Annotated in this window: 14 protein-coding genes; 10 read left to right on the top strand and 4 right to left on the bottom strand. The window is 63.1% G+C overall.

Features of this window, described 5'->3' with window-relative positions; genetic code table 11:
- Positions 1 to 126: 126 nt before the first annotated feature.
- Positions 127 to 261 (top strand): hypothetical protein, encoded by a 135-nt coding sequence (locus tag NKI72_RS32025; RefSeq protein ID WP_352470139.1) that lies wholly within the window; start codon positions 127 to 129, stop codon positions 259 to 261.
- Entirely contained in the window at positions 258 to 503 is a 246-nt protein-coding gene (locus NKI72_RS32020) for a hypothetical protein (RefSeq protein WP_352851875.1), read from the top strand. Before NKI72_RS32025 ends, NKI72_RS32020 begins: the two co-directional genes overlap by 4 nt.
- 67 nt (positions 504 to 570) lie before the next feature.
- Here NKI72_RS32020 and rhaI read toward each other — a convergent pair whose 3' ends face one another.
- The gene (gene rhaI, locus NKI72_RS32015; protein ID WP_352470137.1) at positions 571 to 1,863 is read right to left on the bottom strand and encodes an L-rhamnose catabolism isomerase; all 1,293 of its coding nucleotides are present in this window, start codon (positions 1,861 to 1,863) and stop codon (positions 571 to 573) included.
- Between the two features lie 125 nt (positions 1,864 to 1,988).
- Positions 1,989 to 4,091: a bifunctional rhamnulose-1-phosphate aldolase/short-chain dehydrogenase gene (locus NKI72_RS32010; RefSeq protein ID WP_352851873.1), complete on the bottom strand. Its 2,103-nt coding sequence runs from the start codon at positions 4,089 to 4,091 to the stop codon at positions 1,989 to 1,991.
- Positions 4,092 to 4,278: 187 nt separating this feature from the next.
- Between NKI72_RS32010 and NKI72_RS32005 the strand changes: the two genes are divergently transcribed.
- From NKI72_RS32005 to NKI72_RS31975, 7 genes are all read left to right on the top strand, one after another.
- Positions 4,279 to 5,088: a DeoR/GlpR family DNA-binding transcription regulator gene (locus NKI72_RS32005; protein WP_352488252.1), complete on the top strand. Its 810-nt coding sequence runs from the start codon at positions 4,279 to 4,281 to the stop codon at positions 5,086 to 5,088.
- Between the two features lie 55 nt (positions 5,089 to 5,143).
- A complete protein-coding gene (rhaS, locus tag NKI72_RS32000) occupies positions 5,144 to 6,139 on the top strand; it encodes a rhamnose ABC transporter substrate-binding protein (protein WP_352448664.1) in 996 nt (331 codons plus the stop codon).
- 83 nt (positions 6,140 to 6,222) lie between these two features.
- On the top strand, positions 6,223 to 7,764 hold the full coding sequence (locus NKI72_RS31995) for a sugar ABC transporter ATP-binding protein (RefSeq protein WP_352851871.1): 1,542 nt from the start codon (positions 6,223 to 6,225) through the stop codon (positions 7,762 to 7,764).
- Entirely contained in the window at positions 7,761 to 8,738 is a 978-nt protein-coding gene (locus NKI72_RS31990) for an ABC transporter permease (protein ID WP_352851869.1), read from the top strand. The genes NKI72_RS31995 and NKI72_RS31990 overlap by 4 nt, the downstream gene beginning before the upstream one ends.
- Positions 8,735 to 9,736, top strand: coding sequence for an ABC transporter permease (locus tag NKI72_RS31985; RefSeq protein WP_352851867.1), 1,002 nt, complete (start codon positions 8,735 to 8,737; stop codon positions 9,734 to 9,736). Before NKI72_RS31990 ends, NKI72_RS31985 begins: the two co-directional genes overlap by 4 nt.
- A complete protein-coding gene (gene rhaM, locus NKI72_RS31980; RefSeq protein ID WP_352470130.1) occupies positions 9,736 to 10,053 on the top strand; it encodes an L-rhamnose mutarotase in 318 nt (105 codons plus the stop codon). The genes NKI72_RS31985 and rhaM overlap by 1 nt, the downstream gene beginning before the upstream one ends.
- Positions 10,050 to 11,420, top strand: a complete 1,371-nt coding sequence (locus NKI72_RS31975; protein WP_352851865.1) for an FGGY-family carbohydrate kinase — start codon at positions 10,050 to 10,052, stop codon at positions 11,418 to 11,420. The genes rhaM and NKI72_RS31975 overlap by 4 nt, the downstream gene beginning before the upstream one ends.
- 36 nt (positions 11,421 to 11,456) lie before the next feature.
- On the opposite strand, the gene NKI72_RS31970 is transcribed toward NKI72_RS31975, so the two are convergent.
- Positions 11,457 to 12,707 carry a D-amino acid dehydrogenase gene (locus NKI72_RS31970; RefSeq protein ID WP_352851863.1) on the bottom strand — a complete coding sequence of 417 codons (1,251 nt, stop codon included), beginning with the start codon at positions 12,705 to 12,707 and terminating at the stop codon, positions 11,457 to 11,459.
- A 44-nt stretch (positions 12,708 to 12,751) separates the two neighbouring features.
- Positions 12,752 to 13,747, bottom strand: coding sequence for a UDP-glucose 4-epimerase GalE (gene galE, locus NKI72_RS31965; protein ID WP_352851861.1), 996 nt, complete (start codon positions 13,745 to 13,747; stop codon positions 12,752 to 12,754).
- Between the two features lie 265 nt (positions 13,748 to 14,012).
- Here galE and hemA point away from each other — a divergent pair, with 265 nt between their 5' ends.
- Positions 14,013 to 15,290 (top strand): 5-aminolevulinate synthase, encoded by a 1,278-nt coding sequence (gene hemA, locus NKI72_RS31960; protein ID WP_352448656.1) that lies wholly within the window; start codon positions 14,013 to 14,015, stop codon positions 15,288 to 15,290.
- Positions 15,291 to 15,450 lie beyond the last annotated feature (160 nt).

Below are 15,450 nucleotides of genomic sequence, written 5' to 3'. Positions count from 1 at the left end.
CGGCTGCGACCTTCGCCCGGTAGCCGGCGGCGCGGTAGGCGGCGACCGGATCGATGGCGCCGCCGGTCTTCAGCCGCGCCATGGCAAGGATAGGCCGCAGCCACTGAGCATGGTACAGGCGTAAGCATGGCTGATCCGAAGCAATCCCAGATCCACAACTTCAAGGACGTAGCCCGCGGGCCTGAACGCGACGACGAGAAGCCCCTGGGCGAGCGGCTCAAGAAGCTGGTGAAGTACAAGCCGACAGAGAATCTGACGTGACCGATGAGCAGTTGGTTTTGGTAGCGATCCCATCGCTTGTGGCGGTTCTGCTCAATCGCGAACAGCAAAAGGGCTCGCCTTTGACTGAGGACGAAGTCGTGGCGATCAGGGACAGCGCCGCATACATGGCGATGCCATACGACGTCGCCGCGCAGGTGGCGGAGAAGCGCGGCTATGATGACATCAGGCTTGAGAATGCTTGGGAAGACTGGAATGCGGTCCGCCCAAGCCTGGGCTTATAAACGCAACAATCGCGATTGATTCGCACCGACGACCCACCTTAGGCGGGTTTTCGTTTTTCAGCCAATATCAAACAATCCCGCCGCCGACGCTCGCCACCGCCGGCCGTTCGGCTGCGACCTTCGCCCGGTAGCCGGCGGCGCGGTAGGCGGCGACCGGATCGATGGCGCCGCCGGTCTTCAGCCGCGCCATGGCAAGGATAGGCTCGACGTCGGTGCGATAGGCTGTCTTCAGCGTCTGCGTCGCCATCAGCGCGTCATTAGCGTCCTGGAAGCCTTCGAGCGCCTTGCGGTCGACCAGCAGCGCCTGCGCATAGGCGCGCTGCACCTCGACCGCCGACAACATCAGGCTTTCTATCGGATCGGTGACGTTATGGCTCTGGTCGAGCATGTGGGCCGGATCGAAACCTTCGGCACCGGCAAGCTCGGCATCGACCAGTTCATTGAAGACGAGGAACAGCCGGTAGGGATCGATCGAGCCGGCGTCGAGATCGTCGTCGCCATATTTCGAATCGTTGAAATGGAAGCCGCCAAGTTTCTTGAACTGGATCAGTCGCGACACGATCATCTCGATGTTGACGTTGGGGGCGTGATGGCCAAGGTCGACCAGACAGAACGCCTTGTCGCCAAGCTCGTTGGCGATGATGTAGTTGGTGCCCCAATCCTGCACGACGGTCGAATAGAAGGCCGGCTCGTACATCTTGTGCTCGGTGAACAGTTTCCAGCCGTCCGGCAGTCCGGCATAGATCTCCTTCATCGCGTCGAGATAGCGCTCGAATGCCTTGGCGAAATTGACCTGGCCGGGAAAGTTCGAGCCGTCACCGATCCATACCGTCAGCGCTTTGGAGCCCAGCGTCCTGCCGATCTCGATGCATTCGAGATTATGCTCGACCGCCTGCCGGCGTGTCGCTGCATCGGCATGCGACAGCGAGCCGAATTTATAGGAAAGTTTTTGGTCCCTGGCGTCGGAGAAGGTGTTGGAGTTGATGGCGTCGAAGCCGAGGCCGAAGCGGGATGCCGCCTGCTTCAGCCGGTTCGGATCGGCCTTGTCCCAGGGAATATGCAGCGAGACGGTCGGGGTCGCCTGCGTCAATTGCCGGATGACGGCGCAGTCCTCGATCTTGTCGAAAATGTCACGCGGCTCTCCGGCGCCGGGAAAGCGGGCAAAGCGGGTGCCGCCGGTGCCGACGCCCCAGGACGGGATGGCGACGGCGAATTTCTCGACCTTGTCGCGGATGGCGTCGATGGCGATGCCGCGGCGGTCGAGGCGCTCGCCGAGGGACTCGTAGTCGCGCTTGAGATTGGCGTTGCGCGCGGCATTATCTTTCTCGACAACATCGGCGGAGATGATGGTTTCGGACACTAAAGTTTCCTCCCAAATGCGTTCGGTTGGCGCTGCCCCTCATCCGCCTACCGGCACCTTCTCCCCGTATGGTAACGGGGAGAAGGGTAAAGCTCCGGCGTCGGCGCCAACCCTCAAACGACTGCTTATCGCGTAAAGCTCTGTGCGTTGCCGGCGTCGACGTTGATGATGTTACCGGTCGATTTGGCCGACATATCGGAGGCGAAGAAATAGATCGCCTCGGCGATGTCTTCGGGGAACACCGACCGCTTCAGCATCGAACGCGAGCGGTAGTGCTCCTCGAGATCGTCGGTCGACATCTTGTAGGCGGCGGCGCGCTGTTCCTTCCATTCGCCGCTCCAGATCTTCGAGCCGCGCAGCACGGCGTCGGGGTTGACGACATTGACCCTGATCTGCGCTTCCGCGCCTTCCAGCGCCAGGCAGCGTGCCAGATGGATTTCGGCGGCCTTGGCAGTGCAATAGGCGGCGGCGTTTGGCGATGCGGCAAGCCCATTCTTGGAGGCGACGAAGACGACGTTGCCGCCGATCTTCTGCGCCCGAAACAGCCGGAACGCCTCCCGCGAAACCAGGAAATAGCCGGTCGACAGGATGTCCATGTTCTTGTTCCACAGCGTCAGCGCGGTGTCCTCGATCGGCGCCGAGGAGGCCAGGCCGGCATTGGAGACCAGAATATCGATGCCGCCGAATTCGACCGCCGTTTCGGCAAAGCCGGAGATCACCTGATCCTCGGACGTGACGTTGATGACTACGGGCCGCACGAAATCCTTGCCATAGGCCTTGGCAAGCTCGTCATTGGCGCCGGCAAGGGCTGCTTCGTCGATATCGGCCAGCACGACGCACGCGCCCTCGCACAGCAGCCGGTTGGCGGTGGCCCGGCCAATGCCGCCGGCGCCGCCGGTGACCAGCGCAATCTGGCCGGCAAGAGCCTTTGGTTTCGGCAGGCGCTGCAGCTTTGCCTCTTCGAGCAGCCAGTATTCGATGTCGAAGGCTTCCTGGTCGGGCAGGCCGACATAGGTCGAGACCGTCGAGGCACCGCGCATGACGTTGATGGCGTTGACGTAGAACTCGCCCGATATGCGCGCCGTCGCCTTGTCGCCGGCGAAGGTGAACATGCCAACGCCGGGCATCAGATAGACGACGGCGTTCGGATCGCGCACCGGTGGCGAATCCGCGTGCTTGCAGCGGTCATAATAGGCCTGATAGCCGACGCGATACTCCGCCACATCATCGGCAAGACGGGCAATGACGGCATCGACGTCGGGATTTTGGGGGTCGAACTCGATGACCAGCGGCCGGATCTTGGTTCGCAGGAAGTGGTCCGGGCAGGACGTGCCGAGTGCCGCCAGCGGCCGCAAATCCCTGGAATTGACGAATTCGAGCACGGCAGGGGAATCGTCGAAATGGCCGAGCTTGTGGCTGTTCTCCGAGATCAGGCCACGGATCCTCGGCATCAGTTTTGCGGCCGCGGCGCGACGCGCAGGCGCATCGAGGGATTTGACGACTTCGCCGCCGAAAATCGGCTTGCCCTGGCTCTTGCGCTCGAACCAGTCGATCGCCTGGTTGATCACCGAGATCGTCGTCTCGTAGCATTCCTTCGGCGTGTCGCCCCAGCTGAACAGGCCATGACTGGCCAGTACGACACCCTTGGCTTCGGGGTTTTCGCGGCAGAATTTCTCCAGCCACAGGCCGAGCTCGAAGCCCGGACGTTTCCATGGCAGCCAGCCGATCGTGTCGCCGAAGATCTCCTTGGTCAGCGCCTGCGAATCCTTGGCGGCGGCAATGGCGATGATGGCATCGGGATGCATATGGTCGACATAAGGCTTCGGCACGAAGGCATGCAGCGGCGTGTCGATGGAAGCCGCGCGCGGGTTGAGGTTGAAGGTGCAATGGGGCAGATAGCCGACCATCTCGTCTTCATGTTCGAGGCCGCGATAGAGACCTTTCAGCGCGCGCAATTTGTCCATGTAGAGCGTGGCGAAGCCGTCGAGCTTGATCGAGGCGCTGTCGCCGCCCGAGCCCTTGACCCACAGCACTTCCACGCTCTCGCCGGTGAGCGGATCGTTTTGCCAGATCTTGGAGGAGGTGTTGCCGCCGCCATAATTGGTGACGCGCTTGTCGGAGCCAAGAACATTCGAGCGATAGACCAGACGTTCGGGCTCGCTCATTGCTTGCGCTTTTGCGTCATCCCAAAGATTGGCGAGGCGCGTGCCGGAGCGCTTGTCGAGCATAGGTATCCTCCCTTTGGGACACGCAAACGGCGCGGGTCCCTTTTGTACGAATTTCTACGCAAGCGGCGGCCTTGTCAATCACAAACGATCAATATCAGTCATATTGCATTGCACAATGAAATTATCTGATCGGAAATGATTGACACTGCGCGCTTTGGGTGACTAGATGCTCCGGCAGGGAGGAACCATGCACGAGAAAGAGCGCCACAGGATCATTCTGTCCGCCGTCCAGGAAAAGCCTGTGGTGACGGTGCAGGAGATGGTCGACCTGACGGAGTCGTCGGAGGCGACGATCCGGCGCGACATCGCGGCATTGCATGTGCAAAAACGGCTGCGCCGGGTGCGCGGCGGCGCCGAGGCGCTTTCGCCGCCGCAGTTCATCGGCCTGGCCGGCCGGCCCTTTTCCGTCAACGAGACCATCAACGCTTCGCAGAAGCGGGCAATCGCGCGGGAAGCCGTCGAACTGTGCAAGGACGGCGAGCCGATCATCATCAATGGCGGCACCACCACCTTCCAGATGGTGCATTTCCTGACCGGCCGCCGCATGCCGATCTTCACCAATTCCTTCCCGATCGCGGAGCACTTGCTCAGGCACTCCAAGAACACGGTGATGCTGTCGGGCGGCACCATCTACCGCGAGCAGAACATCATCCTGTCGCCGTTCGACAATGACGTGACGCGCAATTTCTACGCGCGCCGCATGTTCATGGGCGCGCAAGGGCTGGGGCCGCTCGGTCTTATGGAAGGCGACCCGCTGCTGATCCAGGCCGAGCAGAAACTGATCGACCAGGCAGACGAATTGGTGGTGCTGGTCGATTCCTCGAAGTTCCGCAAACGCTCGAGCCTGATCCTGTGCGGCCTGTCGCGCATCGCCACGGTGATCACCGACGACGCCATCGAGGATCGCGAAGCCAAGATGCTGGAGACCGCCGGCGTGACGCTGATCATCGCCCGCACAACGGCAACCAACAAGGAAGAATCTTCGCTGCAGGCCTGAGAACCACTCGCGCCCGCAGCGGCGATGGAATGCAACGCTCAAGGGAGGATATTCGATGAGCTTTCTGAAGAAACTGATGGTTACGGCGGCGTTCTCCGCCGCCATGTTCGTGAATGCCGCCTACGCCGAAAACGTCAAGATCGCGCTGGTGGTGAAGTCGCTCGGCAACGGCTTCTTCGACGCCGCCAACAAGGGCGCCGAAGAGGCGGCCAAGGAGCTCGGCGATGTCGACATCATCTACACCGGCCCGACCAAGGCGACCGCCGAAGCGCAGATCGAAGTGGTCAATTCGCTGATCGCCCAGAAGGTCAATGCCATCGCCATTTCGGCGAACGACGCCGACGCGCTGGTGCCAGTGCTGAAGAAGGCGATGCAGCGCGGCATTACCGTCATCTCGTGGGATTCAGGCGTCGCGCCGGAAGGACGCCAGCTTCACCTCAACCCCTCCGATACCAACCTGATCGGCGAGACCATCATCAAGCTGGCCGCCGACTACCTGCCGGAAGGCGGCGATGTCGCCATCCTGTCGGCTTCTTCGACCGCGACCAACCAGAATGCCTGGATCGACGCGGCCAAGAAGGTGCTGCCGGAGAAGTTCCCCAAGATCAAGCTCGTCGCCACCGTCTATGGCGACGACGACTCGGCCAAGAGCACGGACGAAGCCAAGGGCCTGCTGAAGTCCTATCCGAACCTCAAGGCGATCATCGCACCGACCACGGTCGGCGTCGTTGCCGCCGCGCAGGTGGTGACCGATGAAGGCCTGATCGGCAAGGTCAACGTCACCGGCCTGGCGCTGCCGTCGGAGTTCAAAAAGTTCATCGACAATGGCGCCAGCCAGGCGGTTGCGCTGTGGAACCCGATCGATCTCGGCTACTCCGCCGTCTACCTCGCCCACGACCTGGCGGTGAAGAAGGAAGAGGCCAAGCCCGGTGCTACGCTGTCGATCGGCCGCGTCGGCAAGGTCACGCTCGACGACACCAACTCGGCTGCGATGGCTCCGCCCTTCCAGTTCGACAAGTCGAACATCGAAAAGTTCTCCAAGATCTATTGATCCTGGGACCTTCGAAACGGTGCGGCGGGGCTCAGGTTCCGCCGCGCTTTCAAACGAACCTTGCTACAGGGCTTGATACGATTATGGACACGACAGCCCAGCACGAAGTGGCACATGAAGCGCCTTTGTCATCCGGACCGCGCCTGACGCTGTCCGGCATCTCGAAAAGCTTTCCCGGCGTGCGGGCGCTGCACAATGTCGGCCTGTCGCTCTATCCCGGCCAGGTAACCGCGCTGATCGGCGAAAACGGCGCCGGCAAGTCGACGCTGGTCAAGATCATGACCGGCATCTACCAGCCGGATGCTGGCACGATCAGCATCGACGGCCAGCCGGTCATACTGCCCAGCGCCCACGCCGCGTTCGGGCATGGCATCACCGCCATCCACCAGGAAACCGTGCTGTTCGACGACCTGGCGGTGGCCGAAAACATCTTCCTCGGCCATGCGCCGCGCACGCGTTTCAAAACCATCGACTGGCGCACCATGCGCAAGAATGCCCGCGAGGTGCTCGACACGATGGGCGCCGGCCATATCGACGCCGACGCCAGGCTGAAGGACCTCGGCATTGCCAACAAGCACCTAGTCGCGGTTGCCCGCGCCATGTCCATCGACGCGCGGATCGTCATCATGGACGAGCCGACGGCAGCGCTTTCGATGAAGGAGATCGAAGAGCTTTTCCTGCTGATCGAATTCCTCAAGAGCGACGGCAAGGCGATCCTGTTCATCAGCCACAAATTCGATGAGATCTACCGCATCGCCGACCGCTATACCGTGTTCCGCGACGGCGAGATGGTCGGCGAAGGCCTGATCAAGGACGCCGGCCAGAGCCAGATCGTGCGCATGATGGTCGGCCGCTCGGTCGATCACATCTTTCCGCAGCGCAAGGCCGAGATCGGCGCGCCGGTGCTGGCCGTCTCCGGCCTGTCGCACCCGACCGAGTTCGACGACATAGGCTTCGAGCTGCACAGGGGCGAAATCCTCGGCTTCTACGGCCTTGTCGGCGCCGGGCGCAGCGAGGTGATGCAGGCGATATCAGGCATCACCCGCACCAGCGGCGGCACGATCACGCTGGAGGGTAAGGCAATCGCGCCGAAATCGGCGGCGGATTCGATCGACGCCGGCATCGTCTATGTGCCGGAGGAGCGCGGCAAGCAAGGCGTGGTGATCGGCCTGCCGATCTTCCAGAATGTCTCGCTGCCCTCGCTCAAACGGACATCCAAGTCCGGCATATTGCGGCTGGCCGAAGAGTTCGCGCTGGCCCGCTCCTACACCGAGCGGCTCGATCTGCGCGCCTCCTCGCTCAGCCAGGACGTCGGCACGCTGTCGGGCGGCAACCAGCAGAAGATCGTCATCGCCAAATGGCTGGCGACCGCGCCCAAGGTGATCATCCTGGACGAGCCGACCAAGGGCATCGACATCGGCTCGAAGGCGGCCGTGCACGGCTTCATGGCCGAGCTCGTCGCGCAAGGCCTGTCGGTGATCATGGTGTCGTCCGAATTGCCGGAAATCCTCGGCATGTCGGACCGCGTCGTCGTTATGCGCGAGGGCCGCATTGCCGCGGTCTACGACAATAAAGGGCTCGACGCCGAAACCTTGGTCAGGACGGCAGCGGGGATCGCGGCATGAAGGCTCTTCTCAAACACCGCGAGGTCTGGCTGCTGGCGGCAATCGTCGTGCTGATCGGGCTGATCTCCACGCGGTTTCCAGGTTTTGCCGATCCGGCCAACCTGCGCCAGGTGTTCAACGACACGTCGATCCTGATGATCCTGGCGCTCGGCCAGATGGTCGTCATCCTGACCCGCTCGATCGACCTGTCGATGGCTTCAAATCTCTGCTTCACCGGCATGGTGGTGGCAATGCTGAACGCCGCGCATCCGGCGATCCCGATCCCGCTGCTGATCGTCATCGCATTGCTGGTCGGCCTGGTGCTCGGCGCCATCAACGGCCTGCTGGTATGGCGGCTGAACATTCCCTCGATCGTGGTAACGCTCGGCTCCCTCACCATCTACCGCGGCGCCACGTTCGTCATTTCAGGCGGCGCCTGGGTCAACGCCGACCAGATGAGCGCTGAGTTCATCGGCCTGCAGCGCGCGGCTTTCCTCGGCATTCCGGTACTGTCGTGGATCGCCCTGCTGGTTATTGCGCTGTTCTTCCTCGTGATGACGCGCACCGCGCTCGGCCGCTCGATCTATGCCATCGGCGTCAACCCGACCGCATCGGTCTATGCCGGCATCGATGTCGGACGGACGAAATTCATCGTCTTCTGCATCTCGGGGATGATCGGCGGCCTCTGCGGCTATCTGTGGATTTCGCGCTACGTCATCGCCTCGGTCGAGGTCGCCAACGGCTATGAGCTCAACATCATCGCCGCCTGCGTCATCGGCGGCATCTCGATCGCCGGCGGCATCGGTTCGGTCGGCGGCGCGGTGCTCGGCGCGCTGTTCCTCGGCATCATCTCCAACGCGCTGCCGGTGATCAACATCTCACCTTTCTGGCAGATGGCGATTTCAGGCAGCGCCATCATCCTGGCCGTGGTGCTCAACGCGCGCGGCGAACGCCGGCAAGGCCGCATCATTCTCAAAAAGGCGGAAGCGGCATGACCGACACCCCTGCCGCACGCCACATTCCCGACCGGCTCGACAAGCCGTTGACGTCGGCGATCTTCTCATGGGAGGCGCTGCTGGTCGTCGTGGCGGTTGCCATCTTTGCCGTCAACAGCTTTGCCTCGCCCTACTTCCTCGACGCGTGGTCGTTGTCGGACCTGACCTTCAACTTCACGGAAAAGGCGCTGATCGCGCTGGCCATGGCGCTGCTGATCATCTCCGGCGAAATCGACCTGTCGGTGGCCGCCATCATCGCGCTGGCTTCAACAATGATGGGCATGGCGGTGCAGGCCGGCGCCGGCATGCCTGAACTGGTGGCAATCGGCCTCGTCGTCGGGCTCGGCTGCGGCGCCTTCAACGGACTGCTCGTCACCAGGCTCGGCTTGCCGTCGATCGTCGTCACCATCGGCACGATGAGCCTGTTTCGCGGCATTGCCTTCATCATCCTCGGCGACCAGGCCTACAAGGGCTATCCCGCGAGCTTCGCCTTCTTCGGCCAGGGCTATGTCTGGTGGGTGGTGTCGTTCGAACTGACGCTTTTCCTGGTCGCGGCAGTCGTCTACTGGTTCCTTCTGCACCGGACGAGCTTCGGCCGCCGGGTCTTTGCCATCGGTAACAACCCGGTCGCGGCGCAGTTTTCCGGCGTACGCGTCGGCCGTATCAAATTCATCCTGTTTTGCCTGACCGGCCTGATGGCGGGCATCGCCTCGGTGCTGATCACATCGCGGCTCGGCTCGACCCGGCCGTCGATCGCGCAGGGCTATGAGCTGGAAGTCATCACCATGGTGGTGCTTGGTGGCGTCAGCATCCTGGGCGGGGCCGGCAGCATAGTGGGCGTCGTGCTCGCGGCCTTCATCATGGGGCTGGTGACCTTCGGCCTCGGCCTGCTCAATGTGCCAGGGATTGTTATGTCGATCTTCATCGGCCTGCTGCTGATCATCGTCATCGCGCTGCCGATCCTGTGGCGGCGAGTACGGCGGGAGCGCTTTGCCTGATGCCGGAGAAATACGCGTTCAAGATGAAGCTCAATCCGGGCATGAAGGCCGAATACAAGAAGCGCCACGACGACATCTGGCCGTCGCTGGTCGCGCTGCTCAAGCAGGCCGGTATCTCCGATTACTCGATCCATCTCGACGAAGAGACCAACACCTTGTTCGGCGTGCTGTGGCGCCGTGACGACCACGGCATGGACGAATTGCCGAAGCATCCGGTGATGCAGCGTTGGTGGGCCGAGATGGCGGACATCATGGAGACCAAGCCGAACAACGAGCCGGTGGCGGTGCCGCTGGAAACAATGTTCCATATGGAATGACCCGCCACGTCGCCGTCATCGATATCGGCAAGACCAACGCCAAGGTGGCGCTGGTCGATCTTGCCGCAGCAAGCGAAGTCACGCTGCGCAGGATTGTGAACGAGCCGGTTCGGCAAGGCCCATACCCGCACCATGACGTCGAGCGGTTATGGGCGTTTATCCTTGGCAGCCTGGCCGAGATCGACTGCGAGCAGCGCATCGATGCGATATCGATCACCACCCATGGCGCAACGTCCGTGCTGGTCGACGCATCAGGCGAGCTGGCGCTGCCGGTGCTCGACTACGAATTCGACGGTCCGGATGCCCTTGCCGGGGACTATGACACGATCCGTCCGGCGTTCTCCGAGACCGGCACGCCGCGCCTGCCGGCCGGCCTCAATCTCGGCGCGCAGCTGTTCTGGCAGCAGAAGCGCTTTCCGGCGGATTTCGCCAGAACCGCCGCGATCCTGATGTATCCGCAATACTGGGCCTTGCGCCTGACCGGCGTCGCCGCCAGCGAGGTGACTTCGCTCGGCTGCCACACCGATCTGTGGAACCCGTGGAAAGCGGATTATTCGTCGCTGGTCGACCGGCTGCAATGGCGCCGGCTAATGGCGCCGGTGCGGCAGGCCAAGGACCGCTTGGGCCCGATCCTGCCCGCGCTTGCGACACGGACCGGGCTCGACCCGCAAACGCCGGTGTTTTGCGGCCTGCACGATTCCAACGCCTCGCTGCTGCCACATCTCCTGTCCGACCGACCGCCTTTCTCCGTGGTCTCGACCGGCACCTGGGTGGTGTCGATGGCGGTTGGCGGCAACAAGATCGCGCTCGACCCGGCCCGCGATACGCTGGTCAATGTCAACGCGCTCGGCGATCCCGTGCCGTCGGCGCGCTTCATGGGTGGCCGCGAGTTTTCCGTGCTGACCGAGGGCCAATCGGAGAACTGGACGGAAGACGATGTTGCCACGGTGCTGGCGCGCAAGACGTCCCTATTGCCCTCGACCCAACAGGGTTCGGGCCCGTTTCCGCATCATACCGCATCATGGCTTAACGCGGACGGTATGAGCGTCGGCCAGCGCTTTGTCACCATCTCGTTCTACCTGGCGCTGATGACCGCGACCTGCCTCGACCTGATCGGCGCGGACGGTCCAACCATCGTCGAAGGACCCTTCGCCCGCAACCGGCTGTTCACCCGCATGCTGGCTGCGGCGACGGCGCGTGGCGTCATCGCCTCCGAGGCCGCCACCGGCACCAGTATCGGCGCCGCCTTGCTGGCGTCGGACCAGGGGACACCGCAAGGCAGAGGCGAAAGGACCGAACCGTCGGCCGATCCACTCTGGACAAGTTACGTGCGCTCCTGGCGTTCAGCGGTCGACGAACGAGCCTGACCGCCGAGCTCATGGCGCCCTGATGTCCGGAGATGCCTAGCCCGCATAGAGCAATCCTTGCGGATCGATCTCCGGCTTGCGGCCGGCGACCACATCGGCAAGGAACTTTCCCGAGCCGCAGGCCATGGTCCAGCCGAGATGACCGTGGCCGGTGTCGAGGTAGAGATTGTCGTACCGCGCCCGGCCGATGACCGGCACAGAGTTCGGCATCATCGGGCGAAGTCCAGCCCAGAGCTCGGCCTTGCTCTCGTCGAAAGCGCCGGGGAACAGGTCCTTGGCGGTGTTCAGGATCGAGTTGAAATCGCGTGGCTTGAACGTGCGGTCGAACCCGGTGAACTCCGCCGTCGAGGACATCCGCAGCCGATTTCCCAGCCTGGAATAGCCGATCAGCCGGTCCTCGTCGGCGCCACCCATGATCGGCCCCTTGCTTTCATCTTCCAGCGGAACAGTCACGGTATAGCCCTTCACGGGATAGACGGGCAGATCGATGCCGTAGCGGCGGCCGAGCAGACCGCTCTCCGGCCCCATGGAAATGACCACTGCGTCACCCGCCACCGGGCCGGCCGAGGTCATCACGGCGCGCACCCGGTCGCCGTCGATGTCGAGGCCTTCGACCGTGGTGCCGTAGAGGAATTGGACGCCGAGTTTCTCGGCGGCATAGGCAGCGAGGTTCTGCGTGAATTGGCTGGAGTCGCCGGTCTGGTCGATCGGCGAATAGACGCCGCCGGCTATCTTGTCCTTGGCGCCGGCAAGGCCGGGCTCGAGCTCGACCAGCCGGTCGCGGCCGACGATCTCGATCGGCAGGCCGTGTTCGCCGAGATAGCGATAGTTGTCGGTGCCGGTATCGAAGCTCTGCTGCGAGCGGAAGAAATAGAGAATGCCTTTCTTGCGCTCGTCATAGTGGATGCCGGTTTCGGCCGAGACGGCGTTGATGCAGTCGCGCGAATAGAGCGCCAGACGAAGCTTGACGTCGGTGTTGGCGCGCATGCGCTTATGCGTGCACTGGCGCAGGAAGCGCAGGCTCCAGGCGAAAAAATACGGATCGAAGCGCAGCCGCACCTTGATGCCGAGATCGTGGTTGTAGAGGCCGCGCAGGAACGTCTTCAGCGCGGCGGGCGAGGCCCAGGCGGTGGCATCCCCGGGCGACACCAGGCCGGCATTCGACCGGCTGGTGCCGCGTGCCGCCGCCGGATGGCGCTCGATCACCGTCACCTCATGGCCGTCGCTGGCCAGATAAAAGGCCGCCGCCGTACCGACGACGCCGGCCCCAAGCACCAGGATTTTCATTCCGCCCCCAGCGCGCTGAGCCAACCTTTGCGGAGAGCCCTTCTTCACCCCAGAGCCGAATTCTTGCTGGTCAGGATGCGCTCCCAGGCAAGCGCATCGGCAACGATCTGGTCGAGGTTGTCGCGCTGCGGGGTCCAGCCGAGCTCGCCGCGCGCCAGCTCCGAATTGGCGACGACCGCGGCGGCGTCGCCGGCGCGGCGATCGCCCATCCGCACGTCGAAATCATGGCCGAAGACGCGGCGGACGCTGTCGATGACCTCGAGCACCGAATAGCCGTGGCTGTAACCACAATTGGCGACCAGGCTCGATCCGCCGGCACGCAGCCGCTGAAGCGCCAACCGATGCGCCGCCGCCAGGTCGCTGACGTGGATATAGTCGCGCATGCAGGTACCGTCCGGCGTCGGATAGTCGGTGCCGAACACCTGCATGAAGGGGCGCTTGCCGAGCGCCGTCTCGCAAGCGACCTTGATCAGATGCGTGGCACCGGGCGTCGATTGGCCGGTGCGGCCCTTCGGATCGGCGCCGGCGACGTTGAAATAGCGCAGCGCCGTATAGCGCAACCCATGGGCAATCGCCGCGTCGCGCAGCATCCATTCGCTCATCAGCTTGGACAGGCCATAGGGCGATTCCGGCGCAAGCCGGGCATCCTCGCGCACCGGCTCCAGGCCGGCGCCGCCATAGACGGCGGCGGTCGAGGAAAAGATGAAATTGGGCACGCCTTCGCGCACCGCGGTCTCGATCAAGGTGCGCGTCTTGCAGGTGTTGTTCTCGTAATAGGCAAGCGGGTCGGCGACCGATTCGGGGACCACGATCGAGCCGGCGAAATGGATGATCGCGTCGACCTTATTGTCGCGAATGATCGAGGCGACCAGTTCCCTGTCGGCGACCTCCCCGACGACGAGCTTTGCTTCCGGGGCGACCGCCCATTCAAAGCCGGTGGAAAGCCGGTCGAGGACGACGACGTTGTCGCCCGTGTCCAGCAATTCCCAGACCATATGGCTACCGATATAGCCGGCACCGCCTGTCACCAAAACCGTCATCCGCATCCTCGCTATTCATGATTTGTCGGAACTGTCTCAATCGTCGCCGTACTGGAAAATCTGCCGCCAGGCCATTAAAACCTGCGGTAACCAGTCTCATCGGCGCGTGGCATTGTCCTGAAACAAGATTGATCCACATCAAGGGAATAGGCCACGTTCCGTGGTCGTTAGGAACAGGCTCGGGGCGTGGCATTTTGACCAAAAAGGCCAGGTGGACGATGAATGGGCCAATGACTATGATCCCGCGCAAAACTGGGAAGGCGACATGAATTACCAGCGGTTTTTCGAGGAAGCGATCGACCAGCTCCATGCGGAGCGTCGCTACCGCGTCTTCGCCGACCTTGAGCGTATCGTCGGGAAATTCCCGCGCGCCATCTGGCGCGCCAATGGCCGCGCCGAGGAAATCACCGTCTGGTGCTCCAACGACTATCTCGGCATGGGCCAGCATCCCGACGTCATTGCCGCGTTCCAGAAGGCGGCAGGCAAGATGGGGTCGGGGGCCGGCGGCACCCGCAACATTTCCGGCACCAGCAACCCGCTGGTCGAGCTCGAACTGGAGCTGGCCGACCTGCACGACAAGGAAGCCGCACTGGTTTTCACCTCCGGCTTCGTTTCCAACGAGGCGTCGATCTCGACCATTGCAAAGCTGCTTCCCAATTGCCTGATCATCTCGGACGAGCTCAACCACGCTTCGATGATCGAGGGCGTGCGGCGCTCAGGCGCCGAGAAGAAGATCTTCCGCCATAACGACGTCGCGCATCTCGAAAGCCTGCTGCAGACGGCCGGCCGCGAGCGCGCCAAGCTGATTGTCTTCGAGAGCGTCTATTCGATGGACGGCGACATCGCGCCGATCAAGCAGATCGTCGATCTCGCCGAGCGCTACAACGCCATGACCTACATCGACGAGGTCCACGCCGTCGGCATGTACGGGCCGCGCGGCGGCGGCATCACCGAGCGCGAAGGGCTGGCCGACCGCATCGACATCATCGAGGGCACGCTGGCCAAGGCGTTCGGTACGCTTGGCGGCTACATCGCCGGCAACACTGCGGTGATCGACGCGGTGCGCTCCTATGCGCCGGGCTTCATCTTTACCACGGCGTTGCCGCCGGCGATCGCCGCCGCGGCAACCACCTCGATCCGCCATCTCAAGCGCTCCCAGGCCGAGCGCGATGCGCAGCTGCGTCAGGCGACACGGACCAAGCAAGTGCTGGCCGCGGCCGGCCTGCCGGTGATGGAGTCGCCTACCCACATCGTGCCCCTTCTGGTCGGCGATCCCGAGCTCTGCAAGATGGCCAGCGACCGCCTGCTCGGTGTGCACGGCATCTACATCCAGCCGATCAACTACCCGACAGTGCCGCGCGGCACCGAGCGGCTGCGCATCACCCCGACACCGTTCCATTCGGACGCGCTGATTGCGTCCCTGCAGGACGCGCTGGTCGAGACATGGGATGCGTTGGGGATTCCCTACGGTTCGGCGGGCCGACCGTCGGTCGCCAAGAGCGACCGCGTCATTCCGTTGCTGGTGCCGAAGTCGGGCGGGTGAAGGTTCCGCCTGGACGAAGTGCTGCCTGTTGTTCAACGCAGCAGCGCTCAAAGGTCACGGCCTGGTGGGGTGGACGGCGCCCGACGGCATCGGATGTGCCAGAATGAGTTCGTTGAGATCTCAAACAAGGGAGCCGTCCGTGGAACACCTTATCCGTATT

The sequence above is a fragment of the Mesorhizobium sp. M0437 genome, assembly GCF_040321335.1.
Lineage (GTDB): Bacteria > Pseudomonadota > Alphaproteobacteria > Rhizobiales > Rhizobiaceae > Mesorhizobium.
Note: the sequence above shows the minus strand (reverse complement) of the source record. Positions and strands in the feature narration are given on the sequence as shown.

Bases quoted from the DNA above. Each gene is read 5' to 3' on its own strand.
- NKI72_RS31985 (WP_352851867.1), top strand. From the start codon at position 8,735: ATGACCGACACCCCTGCCGCACGCCACATTCCCGACCGGCTCGACAAG.
- NKI72_RS32010 (WP_352851873.1), bottom strand. From the start codon at position 4,091: ATGCTCGACAAGCGCTCCGGCACGCGCCTCGCCAATCTTTGGGATGAC.
- hemA (WP_352448656.1), top strand. From the start codon at position 14,013: ATGAATTACCAGCGGTTTTTCGAGGAAGCGATCGACCAGCTCCATGCG.
- galE (WP_352851861.1), bottom strand. From the start codon at position 13,747: ATGACGGTTTTGGTGACAGGCGGTGCCGGCTATATCGGTAGCCATATG.
- rhaS (WP_352448664.1), top strand. From the start codon at position 5,144: ATGAGCTTTCTGAAGAAACTGATGGTTACGGCGGCGTTCTCCGCCGCC.
- NKI72_RS31990 (WP_352851869.1), top strand. From the start codon at position 7,761: ATGAAGGCTCTTCTCAAACACCGCGAGGTCTGGCTGCTGGCGGCAATC.
- NKI72_RS32005 (WP_352488252.1), top strand. From the start codon at position 4,279: ATGCACGAGAAAGAGCGCCACAGGATCATTCTGTCCGCCGTCCAGGAA.
- NKI72_RS31995 (WP_352851871.1), top strand. From the start codon at position 6,223: ATGGACACGACAGCCCAGCACGAAGTGGCACATGAAGCGCCTTTGTCA.
- NKI72_RS31970 (WP_352851863.1), bottom strand. From the start codon at position 12,707: ATGAAAATCCTGGTGCTTGGGGCCGGCGTCGTCGGTACGGCGGCGGCC.
- NKI72_RS31975 (WP_352851865.1), top strand. From the start codon at position 10,050: ATGACCCGCCACGTCGCCGTCATCGATATCGGCAAGACCAACGCCAAG.
- rhaM (WP_352470130.1), top strand. From the start codon at position 9,736: ATGCCGGAGAAATACGCGTTCAAGATGAAGCTCAATCCGGGCATGAAG.
- NKI72_RS32025 (WP_352470139.1), top strand. From the start codon at position 127: ATGGCTGATCCGAAGCAATCCCAGATCCACAACTTCAAGGACGTAGCC.